The sequence below is a fragment of the Aeromonas sp. 160P genome, assembly GCF_055193095.1.
In genome coordinates this window covers 2,256,590-2,280,827 of record NZ_JBUXKV010000001.1, presented here as the reverse complement: position 1 = coordinate 2,280,827, position 24,238 = coordinate 2,256,590, and the positions used below count along the sequence as shown (strand labels likewise).

Annotated in this window: 18 protein-coding genes; 3 read left to right on the top strand and 15 right to left on the bottom strand. The window is 60.9% G+C overall.

Features of this window, described 5'->3' with window-relative positions:
* Positions 1-93: 93 nt before the first annotated feature.
* Positions 94-651 (bottom strand): hypothetical protein, encoded by a 558-nt coding sequence (locus ACY8FN_RS10845; RefSeq protein ID WP_139720452.1) that lies wholly within the window; start codon positions 649-651, stop codon positions 94-96.
* Positions 652-897: 246 nt separating this feature from the next.
* Between ACY8FN_RS10845 and ACY8FN_RS10840 the strand changes: the two genes are divergently transcribed.
* Positions 898-1,146 carry a TIGR02647 family protein gene (locus tag ACY8FN_RS10840; protein ID WP_101318918.1) on the top strand — a complete coding sequence of 83 codons (249 nt, stop codon included), beginning with the start codon at positions 898-900 and terminating at the stop codon, positions 1,144-1,146.
* On the opposite strand, the gene ACY8FN_RS10835 is transcribed toward ACY8FN_RS10840, so the two are convergent.
* The 11 genes from ACY8FN_RS10835 to ACY8FN_RS10785 all read right to left on the bottom strand — a co-directional run bounded on the left by ACY8FN_RS10835 (position 1,133) and on the right by ACY8FN_RS10785 (position 14,888).
* Positions 1,133-1,438, bottom strand: a complete 306-nt coding sequence (locus ACY8FN_RS10835) for a hypothetical protein (RefSeq protein WP_463100017.1) — start codon at positions 1,436-1,438, stop codon at positions 1,133-1,135. The genes ACY8FN_RS10840 and ACY8FN_RS10835 overlap by 14 nt on opposite strands.
* Positions 1,439-1,528: 90 nt before the next feature.
* Positions 1,529-1,738: a cold-shock protein gene (locus ACY8FN_RS10830; RefSeq protein ID WP_082186781.1), complete on the bottom strand. Its 210-nt coding sequence runs from the start codon at positions 1,736-1,738 to the stop codon at positions 1,529-1,531.
* A gap of 205 nt (positions 1,739-1,943) precedes the next feature.
* Positions 1,944-3,044 (bottom strand): dihydrolipoamide acetyltransferase family protein, encoded by a 1,101-nt coding sequence (locus tag ACY8FN_RS10825; RefSeq protein WP_463100016.1) that lies wholly within the window; start codon positions 3,042-3,044, stop codon positions 1,944-1,946.
* A complete protein-coding gene (locus ACY8FN_RS10820) occupies positions 3,041-4,027 on the bottom strand; it encodes an alpha-ketoacid dehydrogenase subunit beta (protein WP_463100015.1) in 987 nt (328 codons plus the stop codon). The genes ACY8FN_RS10825 and ACY8FN_RS10820 overlap by 4 nt, the downstream gene beginning before the upstream one ends.
* A complete protein-coding gene (gene pdhA / locus ACY8FN_RS10815) occupies positions 4,020-5,108 on the bottom strand; it encodes a pyruvate dehydrogenase (acetyl-transferring) E1 component subunit alpha (protein WP_463100014.1) in 1,089 nt (362 codons plus the stop codon). Before pdhA ends, ACY8FN_RS10820 begins: the two co-directional genes overlap by 8 nt.
* Before the next feature lie 284 nt (positions 5,109-5,392).
* Entirely contained in the window at positions 5,393-6,259 is an 867-nt protein-coding gene (locus ACY8FN_RS10810; RefSeq protein ID WP_463100013.1) for a hypothetical protein, read from the bottom strand.
* Positions 6,256-10,245: an amino acid adenylation domain-containing protein gene (locus tag ACY8FN_RS10805; protein ID WP_463100012.1), complete on the bottom strand. Its 3,990-nt coding sequence runs from the start codon at positions 10,243-10,245 to the stop codon at positions 6,256-6,258. The genes ACY8FN_RS10810 and ACY8FN_RS10805 overlap by 4 nt, the downstream gene beginning before the upstream one ends.
* 125 nt (positions 10,246-10,370) lie before the next feature.
* Positions 10,371-11,138 (bottom strand): 2,3-dihydro-2,3-dihydroxybenzoate dehydrogenase, encoded by a 768-nt coding sequence (gene dhbA / locus ACY8FN_RS10800; RefSeq protein WP_463100011.1) that lies wholly within the window; start codon positions 11,136-11,138, stop codon positions 10,371-10,373.
* Entirely contained in the window at positions 11,135-12,100 is a 966-nt protein-coding gene (locus ACY8FN_RS10795; RefSeq protein ID WP_463100010.1) for an isochorismatase family protein, read from the bottom strand. Before ACY8FN_RS10795 ends, dhbA begins: the two co-directional genes overlap by 4 nt.
* The gene (locus tag ACY8FN_RS10790) at positions 12,097-13,743 is read right to left on the bottom strand and encodes a (2,3-dihydroxybenzoyl)adenylate synthase (RefSeq protein ID WP_463100009.1); all 1,647 of its coding nucleotides are present in this window, start codon (positions 13,741-13,743) and stop codon (positions 12,097-12,099) included. The genes ACY8FN_RS10795 and ACY8FN_RS10790 overlap by 4 nt, the downstream gene beginning before the upstream one ends.
* Positions 13,740-14,888: an isochorismate synthase gene (locus ACY8FN_RS10785; RefSeq protein WP_463100008.1), complete on the bottom strand. Its 1,149-nt coding sequence runs from the start codon at positions 14,886-14,888 to the stop codon at positions 13,740-13,742. The genes ACY8FN_RS10790 and ACY8FN_RS10785 overlap by 4 nt, the downstream gene beginning before the upstream one ends.
* Before the next feature lie 266 nt (positions 14,889-15,154).
* Between ACY8FN_RS10785 and ACY8FN_RS10780 the strand changes: the two genes are divergently transcribed.
* Together ACY8FN_RS10780 and ACY8FN_RS10775 are read left to right on the top strand one after the other, a co-directional pair.
* Positions 15,155-17,107, top strand: a complete 1,953-nt coding sequence (locus tag ACY8FN_RS10780) for a TonB-dependent receptor domain-containing protein (RefSeq protein WP_463100007.1) — start codon at positions 15,155-15,157, stop codon at positions 17,105-17,107.
* Positions 17,108-17,232: 125 nt separating this feature from the next.
* A complete protein-coding gene (locus ACY8FN_RS10775; protein WP_463100006.1) occupies positions 17,233-18,297 on the top strand; it encodes a 3-deoxy-7-phosphoheptulonate synthase in 1,065 nt (354 codons plus the stop codon).
* Between the two features lie 77 nt (positions 18,298-18,374).
* Here ACY8FN_RS10775 and ACY8FN_RS10770 read toward each other — a convergent pair whose 3' ends face one another.
* The 3 genes from ACY8FN_RS10770 to ACY8FN_RS10760 form a co-directional block, all read right to left on the bottom strand.
* The gene (locus ACY8FN_RS10770) at positions 18,375-19,373 is read right to left on the bottom strand and encodes a LacI family DNA-binding transcriptional regulator (RefSeq protein WP_139694256.1); all 999 of its coding nucleotides are present in this window, start codon (positions 19,371-19,373) and stop codon (positions 18,375-18,377) included.
* Between the two features lie 177 nt (positions 19,374-19,550).
* Entirely contained in the window at positions 19,551-21,452 is a 1,902-nt protein-coding gene (locus tag ACY8FN_RS10765) for a transglycosylase SLT domain-containing protein (RefSeq protein ID WP_139694257.1), read from the bottom strand.
* 99 nt (positions 21,453-21,551) lie between these two features.
* Positions 21,552-24,056: a putative bifunctional diguanylate cyclase/phosphodiesterase gene (locus ACY8FN_RS10760; protein WP_463100005.1), complete on the bottom strand. Its 2,505-nt coding sequence runs from the start codon at positions 24,054-24,056 to the stop codon at positions 21,552-21,554.
* Positions 24,057-24,238 lie beyond the last annotated feature (182 nt).

The window sequence follows — 24,238 nt, the reverse complement described above, 5'->3', positions numbered from 1 at the left end:
GGTCATGGAGACACTCGTCTGCCGACCCCATCGCCTCACCCTTACTGCATCATTGGCAACGATTGCCAACAACCGTTCCCACCATCATTGCCATCAGGCAATTGAGGGCGAGCAAAGCGTGATATCGGTTTGCTCACTGAGCTTCTGGCGCAACCAATAGGCCGATTCAACCTCGACAAAACAGAGCAGATCACCGCCGTTAGCCGCCATCGCCATCAGCTGCTCAAAACGCAGTTGCTGTTGTTGCTCCCACGCGGCAGCGAGTTTCACCCCATGGGCCTCATCGACAACCTCACGGCGCAGCTCAAACAGGTTATCGGTGATCGGGCTGTTGATCTTGGCCGCACTGTGCCAATACATCAGCAGGTTATCCATCATCTCGGTGTCGTAGTTGGCCAACGCATCCAGCTCGGGTGTGTCACCGCTGTCACTGGCGGCAAAATCACACCAGCCGGAATTGAGTGACGCCAGCTCATGTGCCACCGCCCCTTTGACATGCTTGCGTAGCACCGCGATATCGGCGCCCTTGCGCGCAGGCAACCACACCTCCCCCTGATGAGCATCCAGCAGTGACGTCAATAAAGACGTGGGGTAGACCGGAAAACGGGGACAAAGTGAATGCAGCAGGGATACCAGAGTGATCTTGACCATGAGCGATACCTTGAACTAAGCGCACAGCCGCCAACGGGCCGCACTATGTAAAAAAGTGCCTTATCCTATCACGTTTACAGTGGTAAGACCCTTGGTGAAGCCAGTTGGCCAAGCATTTGATTCCGCCGAAAAAAACAGCATTTGAAACGAGCAATCCAGCCAAAGATCAATAATTTGAACCAGCGCCCACTAAAGTGGATTCGGGGATGCTAGTTTGCATACATCTTTAGCGTAAGGAGTGAATCCATGATTGGGATCGACCAGGTTTCTAACGAATTTGTCAACGATTTGAAAATACTGGCATGCTTTGATCCGGCCAACATGAGTTTGGGGATTAAATTACGCAGCGATATGTCTGACGAGCTGTGCCAGGCAGCTGCCCGTCTGCATCAGCAGGGGCTCATCAGCGCAGTAGATGGCGGCTATCTCACCCCGTTCGGCATGACCATGGTGGAACACCTGCAGCACCTGCTGGTCGCACTCAAGCCCCTTTAATCGGCTGTGGTGCCCAGAGCGAAAAGTTAAGTAGCTCCCAACGCTCGCCTTGATGAAGATGGCAAGCAAACAGCAAAGGACCTTCGGGTCCTTTCACTTTGCCATCGACCAACCACTCCCCCTCCCTTTCAGGCACAAGTCGCGCATTCACCTCATCGGGTTGTAACGCCGCGCCCATCCGAACTTGGACAAATTGCTGGCAGATCACCTGTGCTTCCATCGCGGATTGAACCGCTACCGGCGTATCGGAGATCGGGGTAAGAAGGGAGATAAGCAGCAACGATAGCGACATGATGAAAGAGTTTATGAATTAGTGCAGGGGCCAGATAAACAAAAAGCCGTGGCACCAGAGGTACCACGGCTTTCTTAAATTCTGTAAGAATTACAGAGCAGTTACGTTCTCAGCCTGCGGGCCTTTCTGACCAGTGGTCACGGAGAACTGTACGCGCTGACCTTCAGCCAGGGTGCGGAAGCCGGCACCTTGAATTGCGCTGAAGTGAACGAAAACGTCCGGGCCGTTTTCTTGCTGGATGAAGCCAAAACCTTTGGTTTCGTTGAAAAACTTAACGGTACCGGTGATCATGTTAGACATATCTTTAAACCTGTATTCAAAATAATTACTTATGCTTTTCAGCGGATAAAGCTTAAAAAACGGGATGACTATGAACAACAGGACAAGATGTAAAACATCGTATTCATTGACATAACTATCGCCCTTTCAAGCTGGAGTGAATTATACGCAGCTTTGTCGATTACGCAAACAAATTTGTGCCCTGCCAATGGCAGGGCACAACTGTCTATAGCGTGGCGGCTTCCAGTGCATCCACCAGCACCTTGAGAAAACGGGCAGCCTCCCCGCCAGTGCATGCTCTGTGGTCAAATGTCATCGACAGTGGCAAGGTTCTGACCGGACGCGCTTCACCATGAATGAACACCACTTTTTCGAACAGTTTGCCTGCTCCTATGATGGCCACCTGCGGCGGTGTGACGATAGGGCTGGCGTAGCGCCCTGCGATGGCGCCGAAGTTGGTGAGGGTAATGGTCGCCCCCTGCAACATCTCACGGGGCACCGCTCGCGCCTTCACATCGGCGATCATCCGATCCAGCCCCTGCCGGATATCAGCCCCCTCCCGCTCGGCCACGTTCTCCATCACCGGCACATAGAGACCATGTTTGGAGTCCACCGCAATGGCCACATTGACCTCGTTGAACAGCCGCCTTGACAGGGTTTCGCCATCAAACCAGGCGTTCATGGAGGGTTCGGCGCGGCACGCAACGCCAATGGCCTTGATAAGGCGCACCGTCACATCCTCATCAGGCCGCCAGTGACGCAAATCCACCTCGTCGGTGATACTGACCGGCACTACCGTCTGATGAGAGAGCTCCATCGCCTTGGCCATGGCCCGCCGTGACCCTTTGAGGAACTCGTTGCCGCTGCTCTGCTGGGCCTCGAATGCCTGTTGCACATCCAGCTCGGTCACCATGCCACCACTGCCACTCCCCTTTATTCGGTCGATATCCAGACCCAGCTTCTGCGCCAGCAACCGCACGGCTGGCATGGCTTGCACCAGCGCGCCACCCGGGGCTATGGCCCCCACCACGAAGTGATCCTCGATATGCTGTTGATGGGCACTGACCTTGCCCACCACAGTGCCATCATCCTCGCCCCCCTCGAACTCCACCAGCGGCGCACCGATATGGAGGATATCCCCCTCGGCGCCACAGAGACGGGCGATCACCCCGGCCACCGGAGAGGGCACATCCACCAGCGCCTTGGCGGTTTCCACCGACAACAGCACCTGATCGACCGCGACGGTATCCCCGGCACTCACCTTCCATTCGACGATCTCGGCTTCGGCCAATCCTTCACCCAGATCCGGTAATTTGAAAAATTTCATAGCCACTGGTTCTCCATCAGCTGGTGAGCGGCATCGGCAATATCCTGCTCGGTGATGAGGTAATACGCTTCGTTGCGATAGTAGGGAACGGCGGCATCCACGCCGGTCAGCCGCTTGGGCGGCGCCTTGAGGGAGGGAAGTGCCTGCTCGGTCACCCGCGCCACAATTTCAGCCCCGACCCCGAAGCTGCCGCACGCCTCGTGCACCACCAGCAGCCGGCCGGTCTTGCGCACCGAGGTGAGGATGGTCGCCATATCCAGCGGCTTGATGGTGGCCAGATCCAGCACTTCGCACTGGATGTCCTGCTCGGCCAGCAGGTTCGCCGCCCGCATCACCTCCTGAATGCAGGCTCCCCAGGCCACTACCGTGATATCCCGGCCCGAGCGCAGGGTGAAGCAAACATCCAGCGGCAGGCCGACACCGTCATCCACCACTTCGGATTTCATCGAGCGATAGATGCGATCGGGTTCGAAAAACATCACCGGATCCGGATCGCGGATGGCCGAGAGCAGCAAGCCATATGCGCGTCTCGGGCTGGAGGGGATCACCACCCGCAACCCAGGGATATGGGCAAACAGCGCCTCGACGCTCTCGCTGTGGTGTTCCGGCGAGTGAATGCCCGCGCCATAAGGGGAGCGATAGACAAGGGGGCAGGAGAGACGGCCACGGGTACGGTTTCGCATCCGCGCCGCCTGACAGATGATCTGCTCCATCCCGGGGAAGATGAAGCCCTGAAACTGGAACTCCGCCACCGGCTTGAGCCCCTGGGTCGCCATGCCGACCGCCACCCCGGCGATCAATCCCTCGGCCAGCGGCGTGTCAATCACTCGCTTGAAACCGAACTTGTCGCGCAGGCCCACAGTGGCGCGAAACACCCCGCCGTTGACCCCCACATCCTCGCCCAGCACCACCACATCCGGGTCGTGCTCCATCTCGTAGTGAAGGGCCATGTTGACCGCTTCCAGCAAACTGATCTCACTCATGGCCAACCTCCTGCTTCATCCCCTTGGCAATCACTCGCTCGCGCTGGGGCAACAGTTCGGCGGGCAGGCTAGCGTAGTGGTAGTCGAGCATTGCCTCCGGCGGCTGGGGGGGCATCGCCTCATAACGGGCCACCGCCTGTTCTACCTCTCGGGCGGCTTCAGCCAGCAGGCTCTGCTCCTGCTCCTCATCCCACCAGCCCTGGCTGTGCATAAACTGGCGCAGCCGCTTGACCGGCTCCTTGGCCCAGGCCGCCTCGACCTCGGCACCGTCGCGATAGCGGGTGGCATCGTCGGCCGTGGTGTGATCGCCGAGGCGATAACTGACCGCCTCGATCAAAGTCGGCCCCTTGCCGCTGCGGGCCCGTTCGACGGCACTGCGGGCGGCATCGTAGACCGCGACCACATCGTTGCCATCCACCTGCAGGCTGCGCACCCCTGCACCAATCCCCTTCTGGGCCAGCGTAGGAGCGCTTGATTGCAGCTTGCGTGGCACCGAGATGGCCCACTGGTTGTTGTTGACTATGATGACCATCGGCAGGTGCCATACCCCGGCGCAGTTGAGCCCCTCCAGAAAATCCCCCTTGGAGGTGCCGCCATCGCCGATGGTGACCACGGCAACCCGCGGTTGATTTCGCAGTTTGAAGGCAGACGCAATACCACAGGCGTGGGTGATCTGGGTGGCGATGGGGACGCAAATCGGGAGATCTTCAGAGGGAGTCCCATCGAGCTTGAGAAAAGAACTGCCCCGCTCGTCACCGCCCCAATATTGCAGGTTTTTCTCCATCGGTACGCCCCGCACATAGAGGGTGGGCATGTCCCGATAGTAGGGGACGTAGACATCCTGCGGCTGCATGGCCAGACCAATGCCAATCCCCACGGCTTCTGCGCCGAGATGGGAGGGAAAAGTACCGAGTTTGCCGGTTCGTTGCAGCGCAATCGCTTTTTTGTCATAGCTGCGCACCATCACCATATTGCGGTAGAAGGTGTGCAGTATCGCCTTGTCCAGCCAGGTCGGTAAGGTGGCGACCGGGCACCCTTCCGCATCGAGGTAACGAAGGAAAGGGATGTCGACATGGGTCATAACTGGCTCCTTGCCGTTGTGAGCGTCACCGATACTGGTGACACCTAGATGTAAATACCTTGTTAAATAAAAAGCAAAGGAATTCATTCAGGTAAGACCAGTAGAAACTTCTTTAAAGTAGCGAAGGAGCTGAATTTTCGGCGATGAGTGGCAAGGTATGCCGTAAATGGTGCAACTTTGCAGCGCTGAAGACAGGATGCCAACTGTGGAAAAGGGGAGCCTGGCTCCCCCTTGAGTTACTCAAGTCAGCGGTTACTCCAACCAGCAGTTACGCCAGCCAGCAGTTACGCCAGCCAGTGTTGCAGCTGGCGGGCCATGCCGGCTGGCAGCAGGTGAGCGCGACTCAGCAAGTGGCGGCGCCAGGGTTCGGCCAGCAAGGTAGGGCAAATTCGCATCTCCCGCCCCCTGTCAGCCACGCGCACCAGCCTGTCGATGAGGGTCTCCAGCGGTGGATGTTCCGGCCAGTGGGGATAGAGGTCGGCCGTCGCGATCCCGGCCAGTTCGCTCACCCTCTCCTCCTCATCTCCCATCTCATCAACCATTGGCCAGGGGTGAAGCACCTGCAGCCAACCCGGCCGTGCCGCTTCCAGCAACTGGCCCAGGGTCGGCTGCGTAAAGTGCGGATCCCCTGCAGCTTTGAGCAGATGGCGCGCCCCCGCCAGCACCACCACCCCGCGCGAGGGAAGAGTAAACAGATGGTCGGCCAGCGCCTGATCCCGCCCCCTGTTGTGCTGCTGCCACCGTTCCGGGCTCATCTTCTGCCACTCGAATGAGGGCTCGCAGAGATGCACCCGCAGCCGCACATGTGCAGGGCGCACCAGATTGCTCTGGCGCAGGGCGGTGAAGAGAGCCGGAAACTCGAGGGCCATCCAGGCGGGAAAGGCGCTGGAGTCGAGCCAGACCGGATAGAGCCGTGCCAGCGTCAGCGGCTCCCCCTGCCAGTACTCCTCCCCCGCCAGCCAGGCATCGAGCAGCCCCTGATGGCGGCGGTTGCCGCACTCCAGCACCAGATCGGTCATGATTCCCCAGAGCGCCGGATCGCACAGCCAGGCGTGCTGGCGCCGGATAAAATCCGGATGCCAATGCGGCTCCCCCAGCCCCACCAGCTTGCCCGCCAGCAAGGCTTCCCGGATGGCGGCAACCGGGGTCATGCGTCGCCCTCCTGCCGGATGTGCGGTTGTTGCCCGACCCCATCGACCCGCTCACAAATAAGGGCGCCTATCTTTGCCAGCCAGTCGGGATGCACCATCTCCTGATGCAGGCAGGGGAAGCGCTCATAGCGGATTTCACCTTTTGTCAGCGACGCCCAGCCGCGCCCATCCAGCCAGGGCTGGCGGGAGGCTAACGCCTCGATAAAGATCACCTCCCCGTGATAGCAGTAGTCGACCGGCTCACGGATCAGCCGGTTGTTGTGGCCAACCAGCTCAATCATGGCGCTCACCACCTGCTCGTCGAGCATGGCCAGCGCACTCCCCTCCGCCCCCAGCCGGGCCACCACCTCGTCACGAGTGAGGGAATCCAGCGCCTCGTCCGCAACCGCAATGCCCCCCATCCGCAGCAGCGCATCAAGCATCCGCTGTTCGTCGGGCAACGGCTGGGTCTGCCACTGTTGACAGGGGTAGGCATCGAGCAGCAGTACCATGGCCACCTCTTGTCCCTGCTCTTGCAGCATGGCGGCCATCCGGTGCACCAGCATACCCCCGAGCGACCAGCCGAGCAGCCAGTAGGGCCCCTCGCTCTGCTGACGACGCAGTTCGGTCACATAGTCGAGGGCCAGCTCGTCGAAGCTGTCGGGCAGCGGGGCATCCGGCTGGCAGAGTGCCCGCGCCTGCAGGGCATAGACCGCCATGTCGGCCGGCAGATGGGGCACCAGCGGCGCATAACACCAACCGAGCCCACCGGCGGGATGGACGCAAAAGAGGGTGGGGCCTGATGCGCCCGACTGCGCACTGGGCGCCCGCAGGGGCAACAGCATGGGCATGGCCTCCCGCTCGCCGCCAAGACGGCGCGCCAGCAGGGCGGGGCTCGGCGCTTCGAACAGGCTGGCCAGAGTGAGATCCTGTCCGATTGATTCCTCAATACGCACCACCAGCTGCGCCGCCAGCAGGGAGTGGCCGCCGAGGGCAAAGAAGTTATCGTCGGCGCCGACCCGTGCCAGCCCCAGCAGCTCGGCGAAGAGGCGACAGAGCCGCTCCTCCAGCAGGGTTTTCGGCAATGACTGACCGACCACTGACGCCATATCGGGCAACGGCAGCCCCTTGCGATCCAGCTTGCCATTGGGGGTGAGCGGCAGCTCGGCCAGGGTCACCAACAGCCCCGGCACCATGTAGTCGGGCAAGGCAGCGCCAAGGGCGGGCGTCAGCTCGGCCAGCGTCAGCTCTCTGCTATCTGCGGCCACCACATAGGCCACCAGACGGCGATCGCCGGGGGCAAATTCGGGGGCCAGCACCACAGCTTGCGCCACTAGGGGATGGCGCAGCAGCACATGCTCGATCTCCTCCAGTTCGATGCGTTGACCGCGGATCTTCACCTGAAAATCGAGGCGCCCCAGATACTCGATGGCGCCATCCTCGCGCCAGGCGGCCAGATCGCCGCTGCGATAGAGCCGCCCCGCCCCGAAGGGGTTGGCAATAAAGCGCTCGGCGGTGAGCTCGGGCTGGCCAAAGTAGCCATCCGCCACCTGCACGCCACCGATCCAGAGCTCCCCCGCCACACCGGGGGGCACCGGCTGTAACCAGGGGTCGAGAATGTGGATGCAGGTATTCCAGACCGGATAGCCAATGGGCACGCTGGTCACCGCCTCATCTGCCCGGCAGGGATACCAGGTGACATCCACCGCCGCCTCGGTCGGGCCATAGAGATTGTGCAGGGGGGCTGAAAATGCCCCATACCAGCGCGGCACCAGATCCGCGGGCAGCGCCTCACCGGAGCAGAATACTTGCCGCAGGGCGCGGCAACGGGCAGGCTCGGCCTGCGCGACGAAGATCTGCAGCATGGAGGGGACAAAGTGCAAGGTGGTGATCCCAGCCTGCTCAATCAGCTCGGCAAGGTAGGCGGGATCCTTGTGCCCCCCCGGTTTGGCGAGCACCAGCCGCGCACCGGTCATAAAGGGCCAGAAGAACTCCCAGATGGAGACATCGAAACCGGCCGGGGTCTTTTGCAGCACCCGATCCGCCGGGCCGATAGGATACATGTGCTGCATCCAGATCAGCCGGTTGACGATGGCGCCGTGGCTCACCACCACCCCTTTGGGCCGACCGGTCGAGCCGGAGGTGTAGATGATGTAGGCCGCATCTTCCGGCCTGGGGGCTGGCAGATTGCAAGGTGCTATCGCCGCCACTTCTATCGTCGCCAGCTGCTCTGCCACACCGGGGGCATCGAGGCAGACAAGTGGTACGGCCACATCGAGCGGCATCTGAAGCGTATGGCTGGTCAACACCAGCGCGGGATCGCTACTGGCCAGAATGTAGCCGATCCGCTCCGCCGGATAGTCCGGATCAACGGGCACATAGACGGCCCCCACCGCCATGATTACCTGCTGGGCGAGGATCAGCTCGGGAGAGCGCGGGATCACCACCGCAACCCGGCAACCGGGGCCCACGCCCCTCCCCGCCAGATAGCTGGCCAGCTGGCGGGTGCGCTGGCGCAGCTGGGCCACACTCCAACGCTCGGCGCCACACTCCAGCGCGATGGAGCTCTGATCTGCCGCCGCCAGCCCCTCGGCCAGCAGTGCGCTCAGGGTGGTGGTCGGCAACGGATGGTCGGTTTGGTTCCAGCGCGCCAGCTCAGCCTGCTCGCAAGGCAGCAGCAGCGGCAAACGCACCGCCAGGGCCTCGTCATCCGCCTCACTCCAGGCCGCCAGATAGGCCAGCAGTCGGGCCAGATGACGTTCACTCTCCTGTTGGCTGAAGCGCCCCTGATGTGCTTCGAGGGTCAGGGTCATAGCGCCTGCCTCCTCGGCAAAGTAGAAGGCACACTCCTCCACCGGCCCCGCCGCCAGCACCTGTACCTCGCCACGAACTTGGTTGTGTCCTTCACCAAAGGTCAGAGTGCGGGCAAAGGGCATCAGGTTGACCTGAGGGCCAAACAGCGGCTGGCCCGCCTGACGCTGTTGCAACCACTCCTGACGGCAGCCCTGATAGCGGCGCAGGGCGGCAAATTGCCGCTCAACCTGCGCCAGCCACTCCCCTACCCGGCTGGTGCCACTCAGCTCGATACGCAGGGGCAGCACATTGACCTTCATGCAGGGGGTATCGGCCGCCGCTGAGCCCAGCCGCCCCATCAGCGGAATACCCAGCACCACCTCGCCAGCACCGCTCATCCGCTGCACATAGCTGGCCACCGCCGCCAGTAGCAAGCTGTAGGGGTGACAGGCCGAGCGACTGGCCCGCGCCACCAATGCCTGCCACTGGCGGCCAACCAGCCGCTGTTCGAAACGATAAGTGGGGCCCGGCCCTTGCGCCGGACGGCGGGAGAGCGACGCCGGGTTCTCAACCCTGGCCAGCTGCTGCACGAAGAAATCGCGATCCCGTGCGGCGCGCGGCGAATCCTGATAAGCCCCCTCCTCGGCCAGCAGCTCTTGCTGGGATGCATAATGGCAGGGTGCCGGTTGCTCGCCCGCACAGAGCGCCTCATACCAATTTGCCACCCGCTGGCAGAGCAGGCTCAGGCCAAAGCCGTCGATGGCGATATGGTGCACGGCGATAAACCAGGCCCACTGCCCCTCGGCAAGGCGATAGAGGGTGGTGGCAAACAGCGGCCCCACGGCCAGATTGAAGGGAACGGCCAGCTGCGCACGCATCTCGGCCTGTGCAACTGCGAGCGGGTCGGCTTCGCTGCGCAGATCCCGCTCGGCCAGCTGCCAGCAGGCGGGATTAGCTACCATTTGCGGGCCATCGGCAGTGGTCACAAAGGCGCAGTGCAGACCGGGGATCTCGTCGATGGTCTGGCGCACCGCACGGGTGAAATAATGGGCGGCCAGCGCCCCCTCCAGCAGCCAGTACTCACCGGTATTGCAGGCCGGGCTCTGCGGGTTTTTTTGCTGGGCGAACCAGATGCCCGCCTGAGCGGTGGTAAGCGGCCAGCGCGGGTGATCACCAGGCTGGTGGGTGGCGCGCATCGCCATTGTCTGTTCCATGGGAATGTCCTTGCGCAAAGATCGAGCGAGCAGTGACTTGCCCCTGCTCGCATGGCTGAAAAGCGAGGAGGCCAGGCCTCCTCCATAAAGAGAGTGTCACGCCTGCCAGATCGGCAGCGCGCGGGCTAGACCCCCAGGGTGGCACCGCCATCGACCACCAGATCCTGCAGGGTGATATGGCTGGCGGCATCGGAGGCAAGAAACAGCACGCAGGCGGCCACCTCGGCCGGCGTCCCAAGTTTGCCAAGGGGGATCCCCAACTTGAACTGCTCGGGCAGACCCGCGATGGTGCGCTGCTCTCCCTCTCGTTGCTCCGCCTCCCCCTCCTGCCACATGCCGTACAGCATGGGGGTACGGGTCGAGCCCGGCGACACCAGATTGCAGCGCACCCCATAGGGAGCGAGTTCCAAGCCTGCCGTTTGGGTCAGGCTGGTCAGCGCCGCCTTGGAGGCGCCATAGATGCCCATCCCCACTCGCGGCACCCGACCGGCATTGGAGGAGACATTGACGATGGCGCCCCTTCGCCGCCCCTGAAACCAGGGGGTCAGGGCCCGCATCAGGTAGAAGGGGGCGAAGGTATTGACGGCGAAGGTGCGCAACAAGAGGGCGTCATCCACCTCATCGAGCCTGCCGGTCGCCAGTACACCGGCGACATTGACCAGCACATCGGGCCCCAGCCCCTCGCCCAGCAGCTGTTCGCAGCAGCGGGTCACGGCCTGGCTGTCGCTCACATCGATCACCACCCCCTTCACGTTGCCGGGTAGCGCCTCGGCCAGTTGCAGATCGAGTGCCACCACGCTGGCTCCCGCCTCGGCGAAGGTGCGCGCCACCGAGTGGCCAATTCCCTGCGCCGCGCCGGTCACCCAGACTGTTCTGCCTTGCCACTCGCTCATGGGGTGCACTCCGGCTCGGTGACGTGACCCTCATTGACCTGATGAGCATTGGCCTGACTGACATTGAGCTGGCTGACATTGTGCTGACTGACGTGAAGCTGACGGGAGAGAAGCCACCACCAGTGAGCCAGGGTCGGCGTGCGGGCCAGCTCGGCCAGCTCCACCACCAGCCCCTGCTGACGCCACTCTTCCACCAGCCCCATCACCGCCAGCGAGTCGAGACCGTAGTCGAGCAGGTTGTCATCCTCGGTGGGCTGCTCCTGCTGCATCTCGGCGGGCAACCGCGCCAACAGCAGATCACGCAGTGACTCGCGAGTCAGGGGGCGTTTACTGGCTGCCGCCATCACTTCGGCGACCGTGATCACCCGACCGGCATTGCGACTGACGTAGGAGAGCGCCAGCAGATGATCTTCGCGGGAGAAGTCGGCGATGGCATCTGCCACCAGGAAGGGGCGGATGTCGCGCATAAAGGCGTCGACCGCCGTCTGCATCACCCCGATATGGCCATAGATGCCGCAGATCACCAGCTGATCCCGCCCCCATTCGGCCATCAGCTCGGCCAGCGGTGAGCGGTAAAAAGCGCTGTAGCGCCACTTGGTCAGCACCGTATCCTGCGGCTCGGGGGCCAGCGCCGGAACTATCGGTTGACGCTCCGGCGCTCGGGTCAACCCCGGCCCCCACATGTCATTGAGCAGGGCGCGATCGGCCTGACTCTGTTCGGCGGGCTGGGCGGTATAGACCACCGGCATGCCGAGAGCACGCGCCTGACGGATCAGGGTGGCGATATGGTCGATGACCTGATTGATCAGCGGATTGTCTGGCCCGTAGAAATCGACGAAATAGTGCTGCATATCGTGGACCAGCAAGGCAGCGCGGCCCGGTTCGAAGGGCCAGTTCACCCGCCCGGTGGGCAGCTCCTCGGCGGTGGGCAACTGATAGGCAGCGAGGGATTGAATGGTCATGCACACTCCTTGGCGAGCTGCTCGCGCAGCGTCTGTTTGTCTATCTTGCCGACCGGGGTGTGGGGCAGTTGCGCCACCAGCACCAAGCGATCGGGCAGTTTGTAATCGGCCACCCCCTGCTCGCGCAGGAAACGGCGCAAGCGGGGCAGATTAAGGGGCTCGCGGCACATCAGAAAGGCGCAGCTGCGCTCCCCGAGCATGAGGTCGGGCATGGCGACCAGCGCCGCCTGCCGCACATCGGGATGGGTAATCAGCAGCTCTTCAATTTCGAGGGCATCGATCTTCTCCCCGCCCCGGTTGATCTGATCCTTGTTGCGCCCCACCACCATCAGATGGCCGCTGGGCAAGCGGCAGACCAGATCGCCGGTGCAGTAGAAACCGTCCCGGTCGAAGGCGCGGTGATTGTGGGCATCGGCCTTGAAGTAGCCGCGAAAGGTGTAGGGGCCGCGCGTCCAGAGCTCGCCACACTCACCATCGGGCAAGGGGCGCCCGTCGCTGCCTCGCACCTCCACCTCGTCGCCCGGGCTCATCGGGCGGCCCTGGGTATTGACGATGTGCCAGTGGTCATCCTCGGTGCGGGTGTAGTTGACCAGCCCCTCGGCCATGCCGAACACCTGCTGCAAGCGGCAGCCAAGGCGGCTCGCCACCGCCTCGGCGTGAGCCGGGCTGAGGCGCGCCCCGCCCACCTGCACACACTCCAGAGAGGTCTGCGGATAGTGGCTGGCCGCCTCCAGCCAGAGCGCCAGAGCCGGTGGCACCAGTGCCGCCCAGTTGACCTGATGACGCTGCACCAGCGGCAGACAGGTTGCCGCAGAGGGATCTTTTGCCAGCACCACGTTGCCACCGGCATAAAACACTCCGAGTGCGCCGGGGGAGCTCAGGGGAAAGTTGTGGGGTGCCGGCAGGGCACAGAGATAGACCACCCGCTCATCCCAGCCGCATACCGCCACGCTCTGGCGCACGCTGTAGCCATAGTCATCGTGGGTGCGAGGGATCAGTTTGGGGGTGCCGGTGCTGCCGCCGGAGAGCTGGAAAAAGGCGACCTGATCGGCCGGGGTAGGAGTTGGCGCGATGGCCGCCAGCGGCGAACCATCAGCACGGGCCATGGTTTCAGGCTTGCGCCATGCAAATCCTGACTGAAGACCACCCCCTTCAGCCTGCTCGAAAAGCAGTGTCTGGCAGGAGGGCGGCACCAGCTCATCAAGGGCCGCCAGGCTCCCCGCTTCACCGGCAAAGCCGGAATGGGAGGGGGTTAGTACCAGCAAGGCGGGCTCAATCTGGCGGGCAAAGGCCACCAGCTCGCGCCGCTGATGGCTGTAGAGGGCATGCACTGCCACCACACCACAGCGGATCAGGGCAAACCAGCAGATATATAACTCGGCGCAATTGGGCAACTGCACCAGCGCGGTATCGCCATGACCCAGCCCGCGTGCCGCCAGCCGCGCCGCCAGCGTATCGACCTCACGCTTTAACTGGCCATAGCTGAGGGTACGTTCACCGCAGATCAGGGCCGTGCGCTCGGAATAGCGCTCGGCAGCGTCATCGAGCAGGGCGGTGAGCGGTTGCCCGCGCCACCAACCTTGTGCCCGGTAGTGGGCAGCCAGCTCGGCGGGCCAAGGGGTAAAAGGCACCAGCGGCTTCATGTTGTCACCTCCGGCTCCCGGCTCTCGAGGCCGAAGGCGCGCAGCATGGTGCCGAGCTTGGCGGCGGTCTCTTGCCACTCAGCTTCCGGCGAAGAGCCCACCACTACCCCGGCGCCGGCATAGAGCCGCAGTTGCCGGCCAGCCAGCACGCCACAGCGAATGGTGACTACCCACTCGCCATTGCCATCAGCATCCATCCAGCCGACGGCGCCACAGTAGAAGCGGCGATCGTATCCCTCAAGCCGGGCGATGGCCTGACGCGCAGCCGAGAGCGGCGTGCCGCACACCGCCGGTGTCGGGTGCAACGCCAGCGCCAGTGCCAGTACGGGAGAAGGCTCATGGAGCCGCCCGGCGATGCGGGTCGAGAGGTGCCACATGGTAGGAGTGGCGATCACCTGCGGCTCCAGAGGGACATCCAGCTCGCGGCAGAAGGGAGTGAGGGCGGCGGCGACCGCATCGGCCACCAGCGCATGTTCATAGCGATCCTTCTGGGCCCCCAGCAGCTCGGCACTGGCCGCCTGTTGATCAGGAAAAGCATGGCGCGGACGGGAGCCCGCCAATGGATTGCTCACCACCGCCATCTCGCTGCGCGATACCAGCAGCTCGGGGCTCGCACCAAGCAGGGTCTCCCCCTCCGGCAGCGGGATCTGGAACACATAGGCGCCCGGATTCTGGGCCAGCAGAGAGCCATAGGCGTGTGCGGGTGAGGTCTGCTCTGCGCTCTGCACGTCGATGGCGCGCGACAGCACCACCTTCTCGAGCTGACCCTCGCTGAACTGCTGCAACGCTGCCCGCACCGCCCCCTGATAGTGGGCAGCGCCCGTTACTTCGCTCACCTCGCCATGGAGCTGGCAACAGCGGGTGGGTAACAGTGCATCCCGTTTGACCCACTGCGATTGCGCCGGGATCACCAGATGCCAGGGGGATTGGGTATCAAACGGAATGGCGCCGATGGCGATGGGATTGACCATCCCCTGCTGGCGCAACTGACGCAGATGGGCGAGCAGCTTCTCCGGCGGGATGCCGATAAAACTGTCGTGGATACCGGAGGCGACCAGCACCCTGTCACCGCTGGCAAAACAGCACGCTTTATCCAGCCCGGCAGTTGCTGCGGGCCACTCTCCTTCCAGTGCATGGTCACACATGACGGTGCTACTCCTTGGAATGAATCACTGCCTGACACGACTTGAGGTGAGTCATTTGACTCATCAGATATCAGGGTGAACGGCATCCTAACAAGGAGCGAAAAAACGATCAATGCAAATGAGAATCAATTTCATTAACTTCTTTTTAGTCAAAAGAAGGTGACGAACGAAACTTAACTTCGCCGATAAAAAAGAGTTGCGATCGGAGCAAATTCAATTTGATAATGATAACGCTTATCATTTGTATATTATGGAAGATGTAAATAATGAAATCCTCAACCTCCCGTTTTATTGCTCCCAGCCTGCTGGCCACCACCATCGTCACTCTGCTGACCCAGCAAGCGATCGCCGCCAGCAACGCCCCTCAAGCCGATGAGGTGATCACCGTCACCACCACGGCGCACAATACCCGCTCGGCCCCCGCCTCTATCTCTGTCATCACGGCCGAACAGATCGCCGCCGCGCCAGTCAATGACCTTGCCGATCTGCTGCGCCACGAAGTGGGCATTCAGGCTGAAGCTGACACCAATGGCCGCAGCGATATCGGCATTCGCGGCATGTCGGGCAAGTACACGCTAGTGCTGGTGGATGGCAAACGCCTCTCCTCCTCCAATGCCCTGTGGCGCGGCGGCAACTTCGACAACACCCCGATGCCCCTTGGCATGATCCAGCGGGTCGAGGTGATCCGTGGCCCCATGTCGGCCCTTTACGGCTCCGATGCCATCGGGGGTGTCATCAATATCATCACCAAGCAGCCGGGCAAAACCTGGCAAGGGGCGGCCGATGCCGACTTCAAGGCCATCGAGGGCAAGGATGGCGGCGATCAGCACAGAACCAACCTGGGCTTTACCGGCCCGCTGACCGACAACCTGCTGATCCGGATGAATGGCGAAGTGTATGACCGTCAGGCATGGACCCCCACCGAAGCAGCCGATGGCATCCCCCTGATCGAAGCCAAGCAGACCCGCAACTTCGCCTCTACCCTGAGCTGGCTGGTGGATGAGCAGCAACGCTTCGAGCTGGATTACCTCTACAACCAGGATGATCGGCCTCTCGATATCTTCCGCAAGACCGGCAACAAGGTGCACAGTCGCCAGCAGCAAAACGATCGCAACCTGTTTGGTCTGACCCACAAGGGGAACTGGAGCTGGGGTGACACCACCGTCATGGCCAACTACGAGACCTCCCAGATCGACGACTTCAACACCAGCTACTCTGCCCCGCAGCAGCGGGAGCTGGAAGAGAACACCTTGACCCTCAAGGGCTATACCAACCTGGCGCTGGCCAACCACTACCTGACCTTGGGTGGTGAATATCTGGATCGGGAGCTGGTGGATGCGGTGAGCTACAAGGATATCGGCGGCAAGGAGAGTCACTCCCAGGAGGCGCTGTTCGCCCAGGACGAGATCGGCCTGACCGACAGCCTGACCTTCACGCTCGGTGGTCGTTACGATCATCACGAGATCTACGGCAGCCACTTCACCCCGCGCGGCTATCTGGTCTATGAGCTGAACGAGGTGGTGACCGTCAAGGGCGGCGTCAGCCAGGCCTTCAAGGCCCCGGCACCACACCAGTATTCCAATGGCTACAGCATCGAGAGCTGCGGCGGCAGCTGCCGCATCTACGGTAGCGACAAGGTCAAGCCCGAGACCAGCACCAACTACGAGCTGGGTGTCATCGCAGGACAAGGGATCTGGGAGACCAGCGCCACCCTGTTCTACTCAGATATCGACGACATGCTCACCTTTAAGCAGTTACCGAACTCCACTGACCGCACCTGGTACAACCTGGAGAAGGCCACCACCAAGGGGCTGGAGCTGACCGGCAAACTCGATCTGACGGACGATATCAACCTCGGCGCCAACTACACCTACCTCAAGGCTGAGGGCGATCAGGGTCAGGCTCTGCCCGAGCGACCGGAGCACAAGGCCAACGCCAAGATCACCTGGCAGGCCACCGAGCGGCTCAATGCCTTTGTCGGCACTACCTACACCGGCACCCAGTTTGCCGAGCAGACCGTCAACAAGGCTGTCGTGCTGTACAAGCTGCCCAGCTATCAGACCTTCGATCTCGGCACCGGCTTCAAGGTCACCGAGAACTTTGACCTGCGACTGGGGATCAACAACCTGACCGACGTGCGCCTGCAAGAGAAAGATACCCTCTTCCAGAATGTCGAACCGGGTCGCAGCTACTACGTCAGCGGCTCGGCCCGCTTCTAAGGCAGCCAAGGCCGATAACAGCAGCGCGGGCCCATGCCCGCGCTCTGTTAACCAAGAGAATAAGGGGAAGATCCCCACTGGACAGCAAAGAGCATGCAGATTTCCATTTTTCACCAGGATCGCTCATGTTCACCTCACTTCTGAATGCTTCACCCCTTGCCACCCTGCCCACCCCTGACGAGATGTTGCAGGCCAGACCCTGTCCGGCGCGGCTCACTCGCCAGATCGCCCGCAGCCGCCAACAAGCCCGCCATATTCTGCAGGGAGAGGATGATCGCCTGCTGCTGGTGATCGGCCCCTGCTCCATTCATGATCCAGCTGCCGCCCGCGACTATGGTGGCCGACTGGCCGAACTGCAGGGCCAATACGGGGATCAGCTACAACTGGTGATGCGCACCTATTTCGAAAAACCGCGCACGACGCTGGGCTGGAAAGGATTTATCTTCGATCCCGACCTCGACGGGAGCGATCGACTGGAAAAGGGACTGTGCCAAGCCCGGGAGTTACTGCTGGCGCTTGGGCAAGAGGGGCTCGCCTGTGCCACCGAATTTCTCGATCTCACCAGCATGCTCTATCTGGGGGATCTCATCAGTTGGGGCGCCATTGGCGCACGCACCACCGAATCCCAGCTCCACCGCCAACTGGCCTCAGCCCTCCCCTGCCCCATCGGCTTCAAGAACGGCACCGATGGCAACGTCAGGATCGCGGTCGAGGCGATCCTCGCCAGCCGGGCTGCTCACCTCTATCCGCAGCCTTCCGGTGACGGGCGGCTGGCGCTGGTGCGTAGCCATGGCAACCCCGATTGCCACCTGATCCTGCGCGGTGGCCGCCAGCCCAACTACCAGAGCAGTGCGGTTGCCGCGGCGGGCGAGTTGCTGCGCCAGCATCACCTGTCACCCCGGCTGATGATCGATTGCAGCCACGGTAACAGCCAGAAACAGCATGCACGCCAGCTGCTGGTTGCCCGGGATATTGCCGACCAACTGGGAGACGGTAGCCACGCCATCGCCGCCATCATGGTAGAAAGTTTTATCTGCGAAGGGCGTCAGGAGATTGGCAGCAAACCGCTGCACTACGGTCAGTCGATCACCGATAGCTGCATCGGCTGGGAACAGACGAAGGTATTGCTCGATCTGGTGGCTGAAGGGGTGGAGGTTCGCCGCCAGCAGCGGATCGCCTTGGCAGGATGAGTGGTCTATTCCTCAGAAAACCTGGATAAGAATGTGGCCCCGATGGGGCCACGTTGCTGTTCGCAGTATGACGCTCGTCAGGCGACTGACTCACGCTCGACCAGCTGGGCTTCAAACTTGAGCGTCAAGCCATCGACCGGCTTGTGGGCGAGCAGGCGCAGCGCCAATTCTGCGGCGCAACTGCCCATCTCCTCGATGGGATAGCGCACCGTGGTGAGCTTGGGATAGATGTAACGGGCATAGGGAATATCGTCAAACCCGACCACAGAAATCTGCTGCGGGATCTTGTAACCGCGCTCCAGCAGGCAAGAGATAGCGCCAGCCACCATGCCATCGTTAAACCCGAGCACAGCGGTGAACTCCACCCCACGGGCAAGTACCTCACACATTGCCACATAACCGCCATTTTCGTCGGCAAAGGCACGGCTGATGAGAGCAGGATCAAACGCGATCCCGGCCCTGGCCAGGGTCTGGGTGTAACCGGCCATCCGCTGCTGGCCATCGACAAACGCCTCGTCATCAGAGGTAATAAAGGCGATCTTGCTATGCCCGGCATCCAGTAGATGCTGGCACGCGGTGGTGATACCGGCCTGGTTATCGAGCCAGACACAGCGATCTTCAAAACCGGGGACCTGGCGGTTGATAAAGACGATGGGGGTTGAACCTGCGGCCAACTCGCACAGCTCCTCGTCCGGAAGAGCCTTGCTGTGCAGGATCAGGGCATCACACTGACGTTGTAACAGTGCCTGAATGGCATGACGCTCACGGGCAATATCGTGGTTACCGGACATCACTATGGTGAACTTGTTGGCCTTGTCGACCATAGTTTCGATACCACGCATCATCTGGGCAAAGAAAGGGCCGCCACAGAGATCGCCAACCAGCACGCCAATACAGTTAGAGCGCTTGCTCACCAGCGCCTGAGCAAAACTGTTGGGCCGAAAATTCAGTTCCTTCATGGCCGCCAATACGGCCTCACGCTTGTCTGGTGCTACCTGCGCCGTGCTGTTAATCACACGCGACACGGTGGAGATAGACACATTTGCCAGCTGAGAAACGTCTTTAATCGTTGCCACTATCCATTCCTTTATTGTGGGGGAACCTGTCGGTACCGACGCCCGAGTATACCCTGAGGCCAGGCACAATTACCTGCGCCAGGTCACTAGAGATGTTTCACTTGGTAACGCAATATTACCCCGCGCGCCCAGACATCAGCCTGATGAAAACAGCGGGGCCATTGATGACTACCCGGCTCAATAGGCGTGATTGAGCTCCCGCTCTGACATAAAGCGCAGCGGTTGCTGCAACTTGTGCTGATAGATGAGATCGAACGACAACACGTTCTGCACGTAGTTACGGGTCTCCTTGTAGGGGATACTCTCGACCCACACATCCATCGGCTTGTTGTCACTCTGGTCACGCCAGCGTTTTACTCTGCCCGGCCCGGCATTGTAGGCGGCGGCAGCGAGGATACGGTTGCCGTCGTAGACATCCAGCAACCGCTTGAGATAGGCGCTGCCAAGACGCACATTGAGCTCGGGATCAAACAGTTGCTGCTCATTGCGGTAAGGCACCCCCAGCTTGCCTGCGGTCTCCTTTGCCGTTGCGGGCATCAGCTGCATCAGACCACGGGCCCCCACCGGCGATTGTGCCAGGGGATAAAGCGCACTCTCCTGACGGGAAATGGCGTATAACAAGCTCATATTAACCGAACGCTCCCGCGCTATCTGGCTGAAGGTCTGTCGGTAGGGTTTGGGGAAGCGCAGCTCGAGGGCATCCCACGCCTCGGCACGGATGCTGGAGAGAATCGCCAGTTCATGCCAGCCCTGATTGAGGGCGATATGGCCAAATTCGATGCGCTGGGCCACCGGATTGCGATCCATATTGTGGATCCACTCCGAGCGTGCCGCCGTAATCTCGTTCATCGACAACAGCTCGCGTACCCGCAGTAAAAAAGGCCAACGCTGACTGGCGCTGCGCCAATCAGGCACTTGCTTGGCGCTCTGATTTTTCATGCGATAGGGTATACCGGTGCGCTGCGCCGCCATAAAACCATAGAAACCACGCAGATTGGCGGTTTCGAGATAAAGATCATGGGCCGGTTTTTTCTGCCCTTGCTCCTCCAGCGAGCGAGCAGCCCAATAACGCCAGCGATCCTCTTTCTGGCGGGCCATCGGCATCAATTTCACCCAACCGGACAGGCTACGCCAGTCTTGCTCCCAGATAGCCAACCGGGCACGCAGCTCGGTGATATCGGGATCCGCCAGCTTTTTCACCGTGCTGTCGACCCAACTGCGCTGGACAATGGCGCGATCCAGCAGCAGACGACGAGCAATGGCCCGCTCGATGGGCTTGAGCTCACTCTGGCTCAAGCCAAACCGGCTACGATACAAGGCCAATTGCCGCAGCACCGATTCCGGCTGCTGATTGGCATAACGGGCCAAGCCCAGTGACAGCAACTTTTTAGAGTAAGGGTTGGTGCTGAAGTAAGCAGGGTTCATCACCTTGGCGGGCTGTGCAAAGAGGGTCACCATCTGATCGCCATAGGGCTGCAATCCGCTCCCCAAGGTCGCGCCAAGGTGACTGATCAAATTAGGATTTTCTGCCTCGAACGCCAGCGTCATCCGTTGCCAGATCTTCTCCTGAGTACGCAGCCCTGCCCCTTGCCATAGCTGGAACAACGGGGAACAGGCATCGGGGCGTGACTGACCACTCATCCACAACTCACCCGCCCCCCTTAATGCCTCGTTTTTCTTGCCGGTGTAATAACCGGCTTGATAGTGCATGCAGAGCAGGTCAGTGGAGCTCGGTTTGGCCGGATAGAAGCGCAAGAACTGCGACCACTGCTGGCTTTGGGCCAGATAGGTCAAATAGCTGCGCTCCAGCCGGTTCGATTGCGGTGTGTCGCCGTGCTGACGAATAAAGCGGGTCACGTCGCTGTACTCGGCAGCCCCCGGGCGAAAGGCAAGCTGATAGTAATCGAGATAGGGTAACAGGGGATAATGGGTCAAACGGGCACGAATTTGCTGAAAGCGGACCTGATCATTGGCCCGTACAGCCTCATGGGCCTGACGGTATAAGGTCTGGTCTGCCGTTTGTGCCATAAGATTCGGCACAAACAGTGCCGCTAACATAATTCCCCATACAGCTTTCACTGAGCATCTCCATTGAGGGCAATACACCGCCTATCGGCGGTGGTTCTACTGCCTCTCATTCTACCCGTTGCCGGGCGGCGCTACAGCGGGGAGAAGGGACTATTTTTCTGCATCGCTCAGCTGTATTTCGCGCAATTGCTCCGGTCTGGTCAGCCGCTGTACATATTTCTCCAGATAGGGCACCGGCAACGGCTTGGAGGCGAGATAGCCCTGATAGAAATGACACCCTTGTGCCTTGAGAAACTCCAGCTGCTGGCGGGACTCGACCCCTTCCGCCGTGACGTTGAAGCCCATATGGCGGGCCATGGCGATCACCGCCTCGACAATCGCCATGTTGTCACCGTCTTTCGGAATGTCCTGAATAAAGGAGCGATCAATCTTGAGCTCGTCGGCGGGCAACCGCTTGAGGTAGCTCAGGGAGGAGTAACCGGCGCCGAAATCATCGATGGCAAAGCTGATGCCTAACCCCTTGAGGTCAGTCATTTTGCTAATCGTATCTTCGGCATGGCCGAGCACCACGGATTCGGTGATCTCCAGATTGAGGCAAGCGGGATCCATGCCGGTTTGCGCCAGCACATCGTGGATCCGCTCGACAAAATCGGTGGCGTGGAACTGCTTGGCACTGACATTGACCGAGATCTGCGGAATGTGGATGCCGTTCTCTTCCCACAGCACGTATTGGGCACACGCCTCGTGCAGCACCCAGTTACCGATGTCGACGATCAGATCCGTCTCCTCGGCAATGGGGATAAATTCGGCTGGCGAGACCAGCGCGCGTCCGGCTGGCTGCCAGCGGATCAGCGCCTCGACACCAATGATGTCGCCCCCCTCCACCATGTGCTGCGGTTGATAGTACAGCGTCAGCTCCTGCTGACTGAGGGCATTGCGCAGCTCGTTGTGAATAAGCAAGCGACGATCCGCCTGCTGCTGCATCGAGGCATCGAAGAAACGGCGGGTCTTGCGGCCAGCAGATTTGGCCTGATACATGGCGGTATCAGCCTGCTTGAGCAGATCATCAACCCCCTGCTCCCGATCAGGGAACAGGGTAATACCGACACTCGCGCCGATGTGCAATACCTGCCCCACATAGGTATAGGGGGCCGCAATTTCACTGATCAGCCGCTCGGCAATTATATCGGCCTGCATCTCGGCTTGCGGTGGGCTGGCCGACAGGGACGGTAGCAGCAGCACAAACTCGTCTCCGCCGAGGCGCGCCAGACAATCCCCTTGCCGCACCAGTCGTTTGAGGCGAGTGGCCACCTCTTTGAGCAGCCAGTCGCCGGTGGCGTGACCGAGGGAGTCGTTGATGGTCTTGAAGTGATCCAGATCGATAAAAAGCAGCGCCCCGACCAGGCCATTGCGAGTCGCCTCATTGAAGGTCTGCAACAGGGTTTCGTGCAGCTGGCGGCGATTGGGCAGGCCGGTCAGCTCATCGTAATAGGCCAGATCCTGGATCCGTTTCTCGGCCGCCTTGCGCTCGGAAATATCCTCAAAACAGATGACGAAGTGGCTGATCACCCCTTTTTCATCCTGCACCGGCGTCACTATCTCCCACTGGGGATAAGTGTGACCATCGACGTGGCGACGCTGGGTCTCCCCCTGCCAGCGACTGAGGGTGTTGAGCTCATAACCCAGCCCCCCGAGATTGGGCCAGAGATCCTCTTCCAGCTGCAGCCCCAGCACCGCCTGGCTGTCAAAGCCGGTGATCTGGCTAAAGGCATTGTTGACCCGCAGGATCTTGAACCCCGGATCGGTGATGATGATCCCTTCGTGAGTTTCAAAAGCCACGGCAGAAAGACGCATCTGGGCATCGGATTGCAGCCGCTCCAGCTCCGCCACCATCCGCACCGAAAAGGTATCAAGGACCGATTTGAGATTGGCTATCTCCGCTGGCGCCGAGTAAAGCAGTGCTAAATGGCCCAGTAGCTGGCCTCGATCATCGAACAGCGGTTGGCCATAGTAGGTCTTCCCGACCGTCAGCCAGGGCTGGTAGCACTGCGACTCATCGATGACATCGCAGCAGAGGGCACCCTGCTGATAAAGTTGCTGACAAGGGGTGCCCGCCAAGGGGTACTCCTTGAGAGCCAGGCCATCGGCGGCCAATACCCGGAGCCGATCTGCCCCGCTCAACTCCCCCACCCACACCGCATCCACCTTGAGGATATGGGCCAGTTGACTCACCAAGGTGCTGAAAAAATCGAGTCCGGTACAAGCAGAGAGTGCCTGGGCAAGCTGGGTCAGCAGGGTGGTCTGTAACAGCGGCAGGGAGATATTGAACGAGCTCGCCACGTTGTTGACTGAATCGAGGGGGGCCAACCAACCACAACACACCTGCTGATGGGGCACAAACTGGGCGCTCCAGAGCACATGATTGATAACACCCTTGCCATCGTTCAGATGACCGATAAATTGTTCCGGCAGATGTGACTCATGGAGCCGGGCGAGAAAGTCGGCAAAGCCAGCTTCATCTTCCGGTTGCAGGCGTTCGGACCAGGGATGCTTCCCTTCCCCTTGCCACTGTTGGTAGGAACCCTGATCAGAAAGACTCCACTGATCCTGTTCCCGATTGAAAAACCACATGACCTGCGTGGCTTGCTGCTTCATTTACCACTCCAACCAGACAACCGACCACGTTTGATGTCCAATCGGGCATAGCAACGCCCTCTGCATCCGCTCATGAGATCAGAGGTTGCGAGGGAAGAGTACAAACATGCGATATCAAGCAGTGGAAACCGGACATGAGGTCGACACGAAGTGCTGCCAAGAAGGGACAGAAACGATCCTAT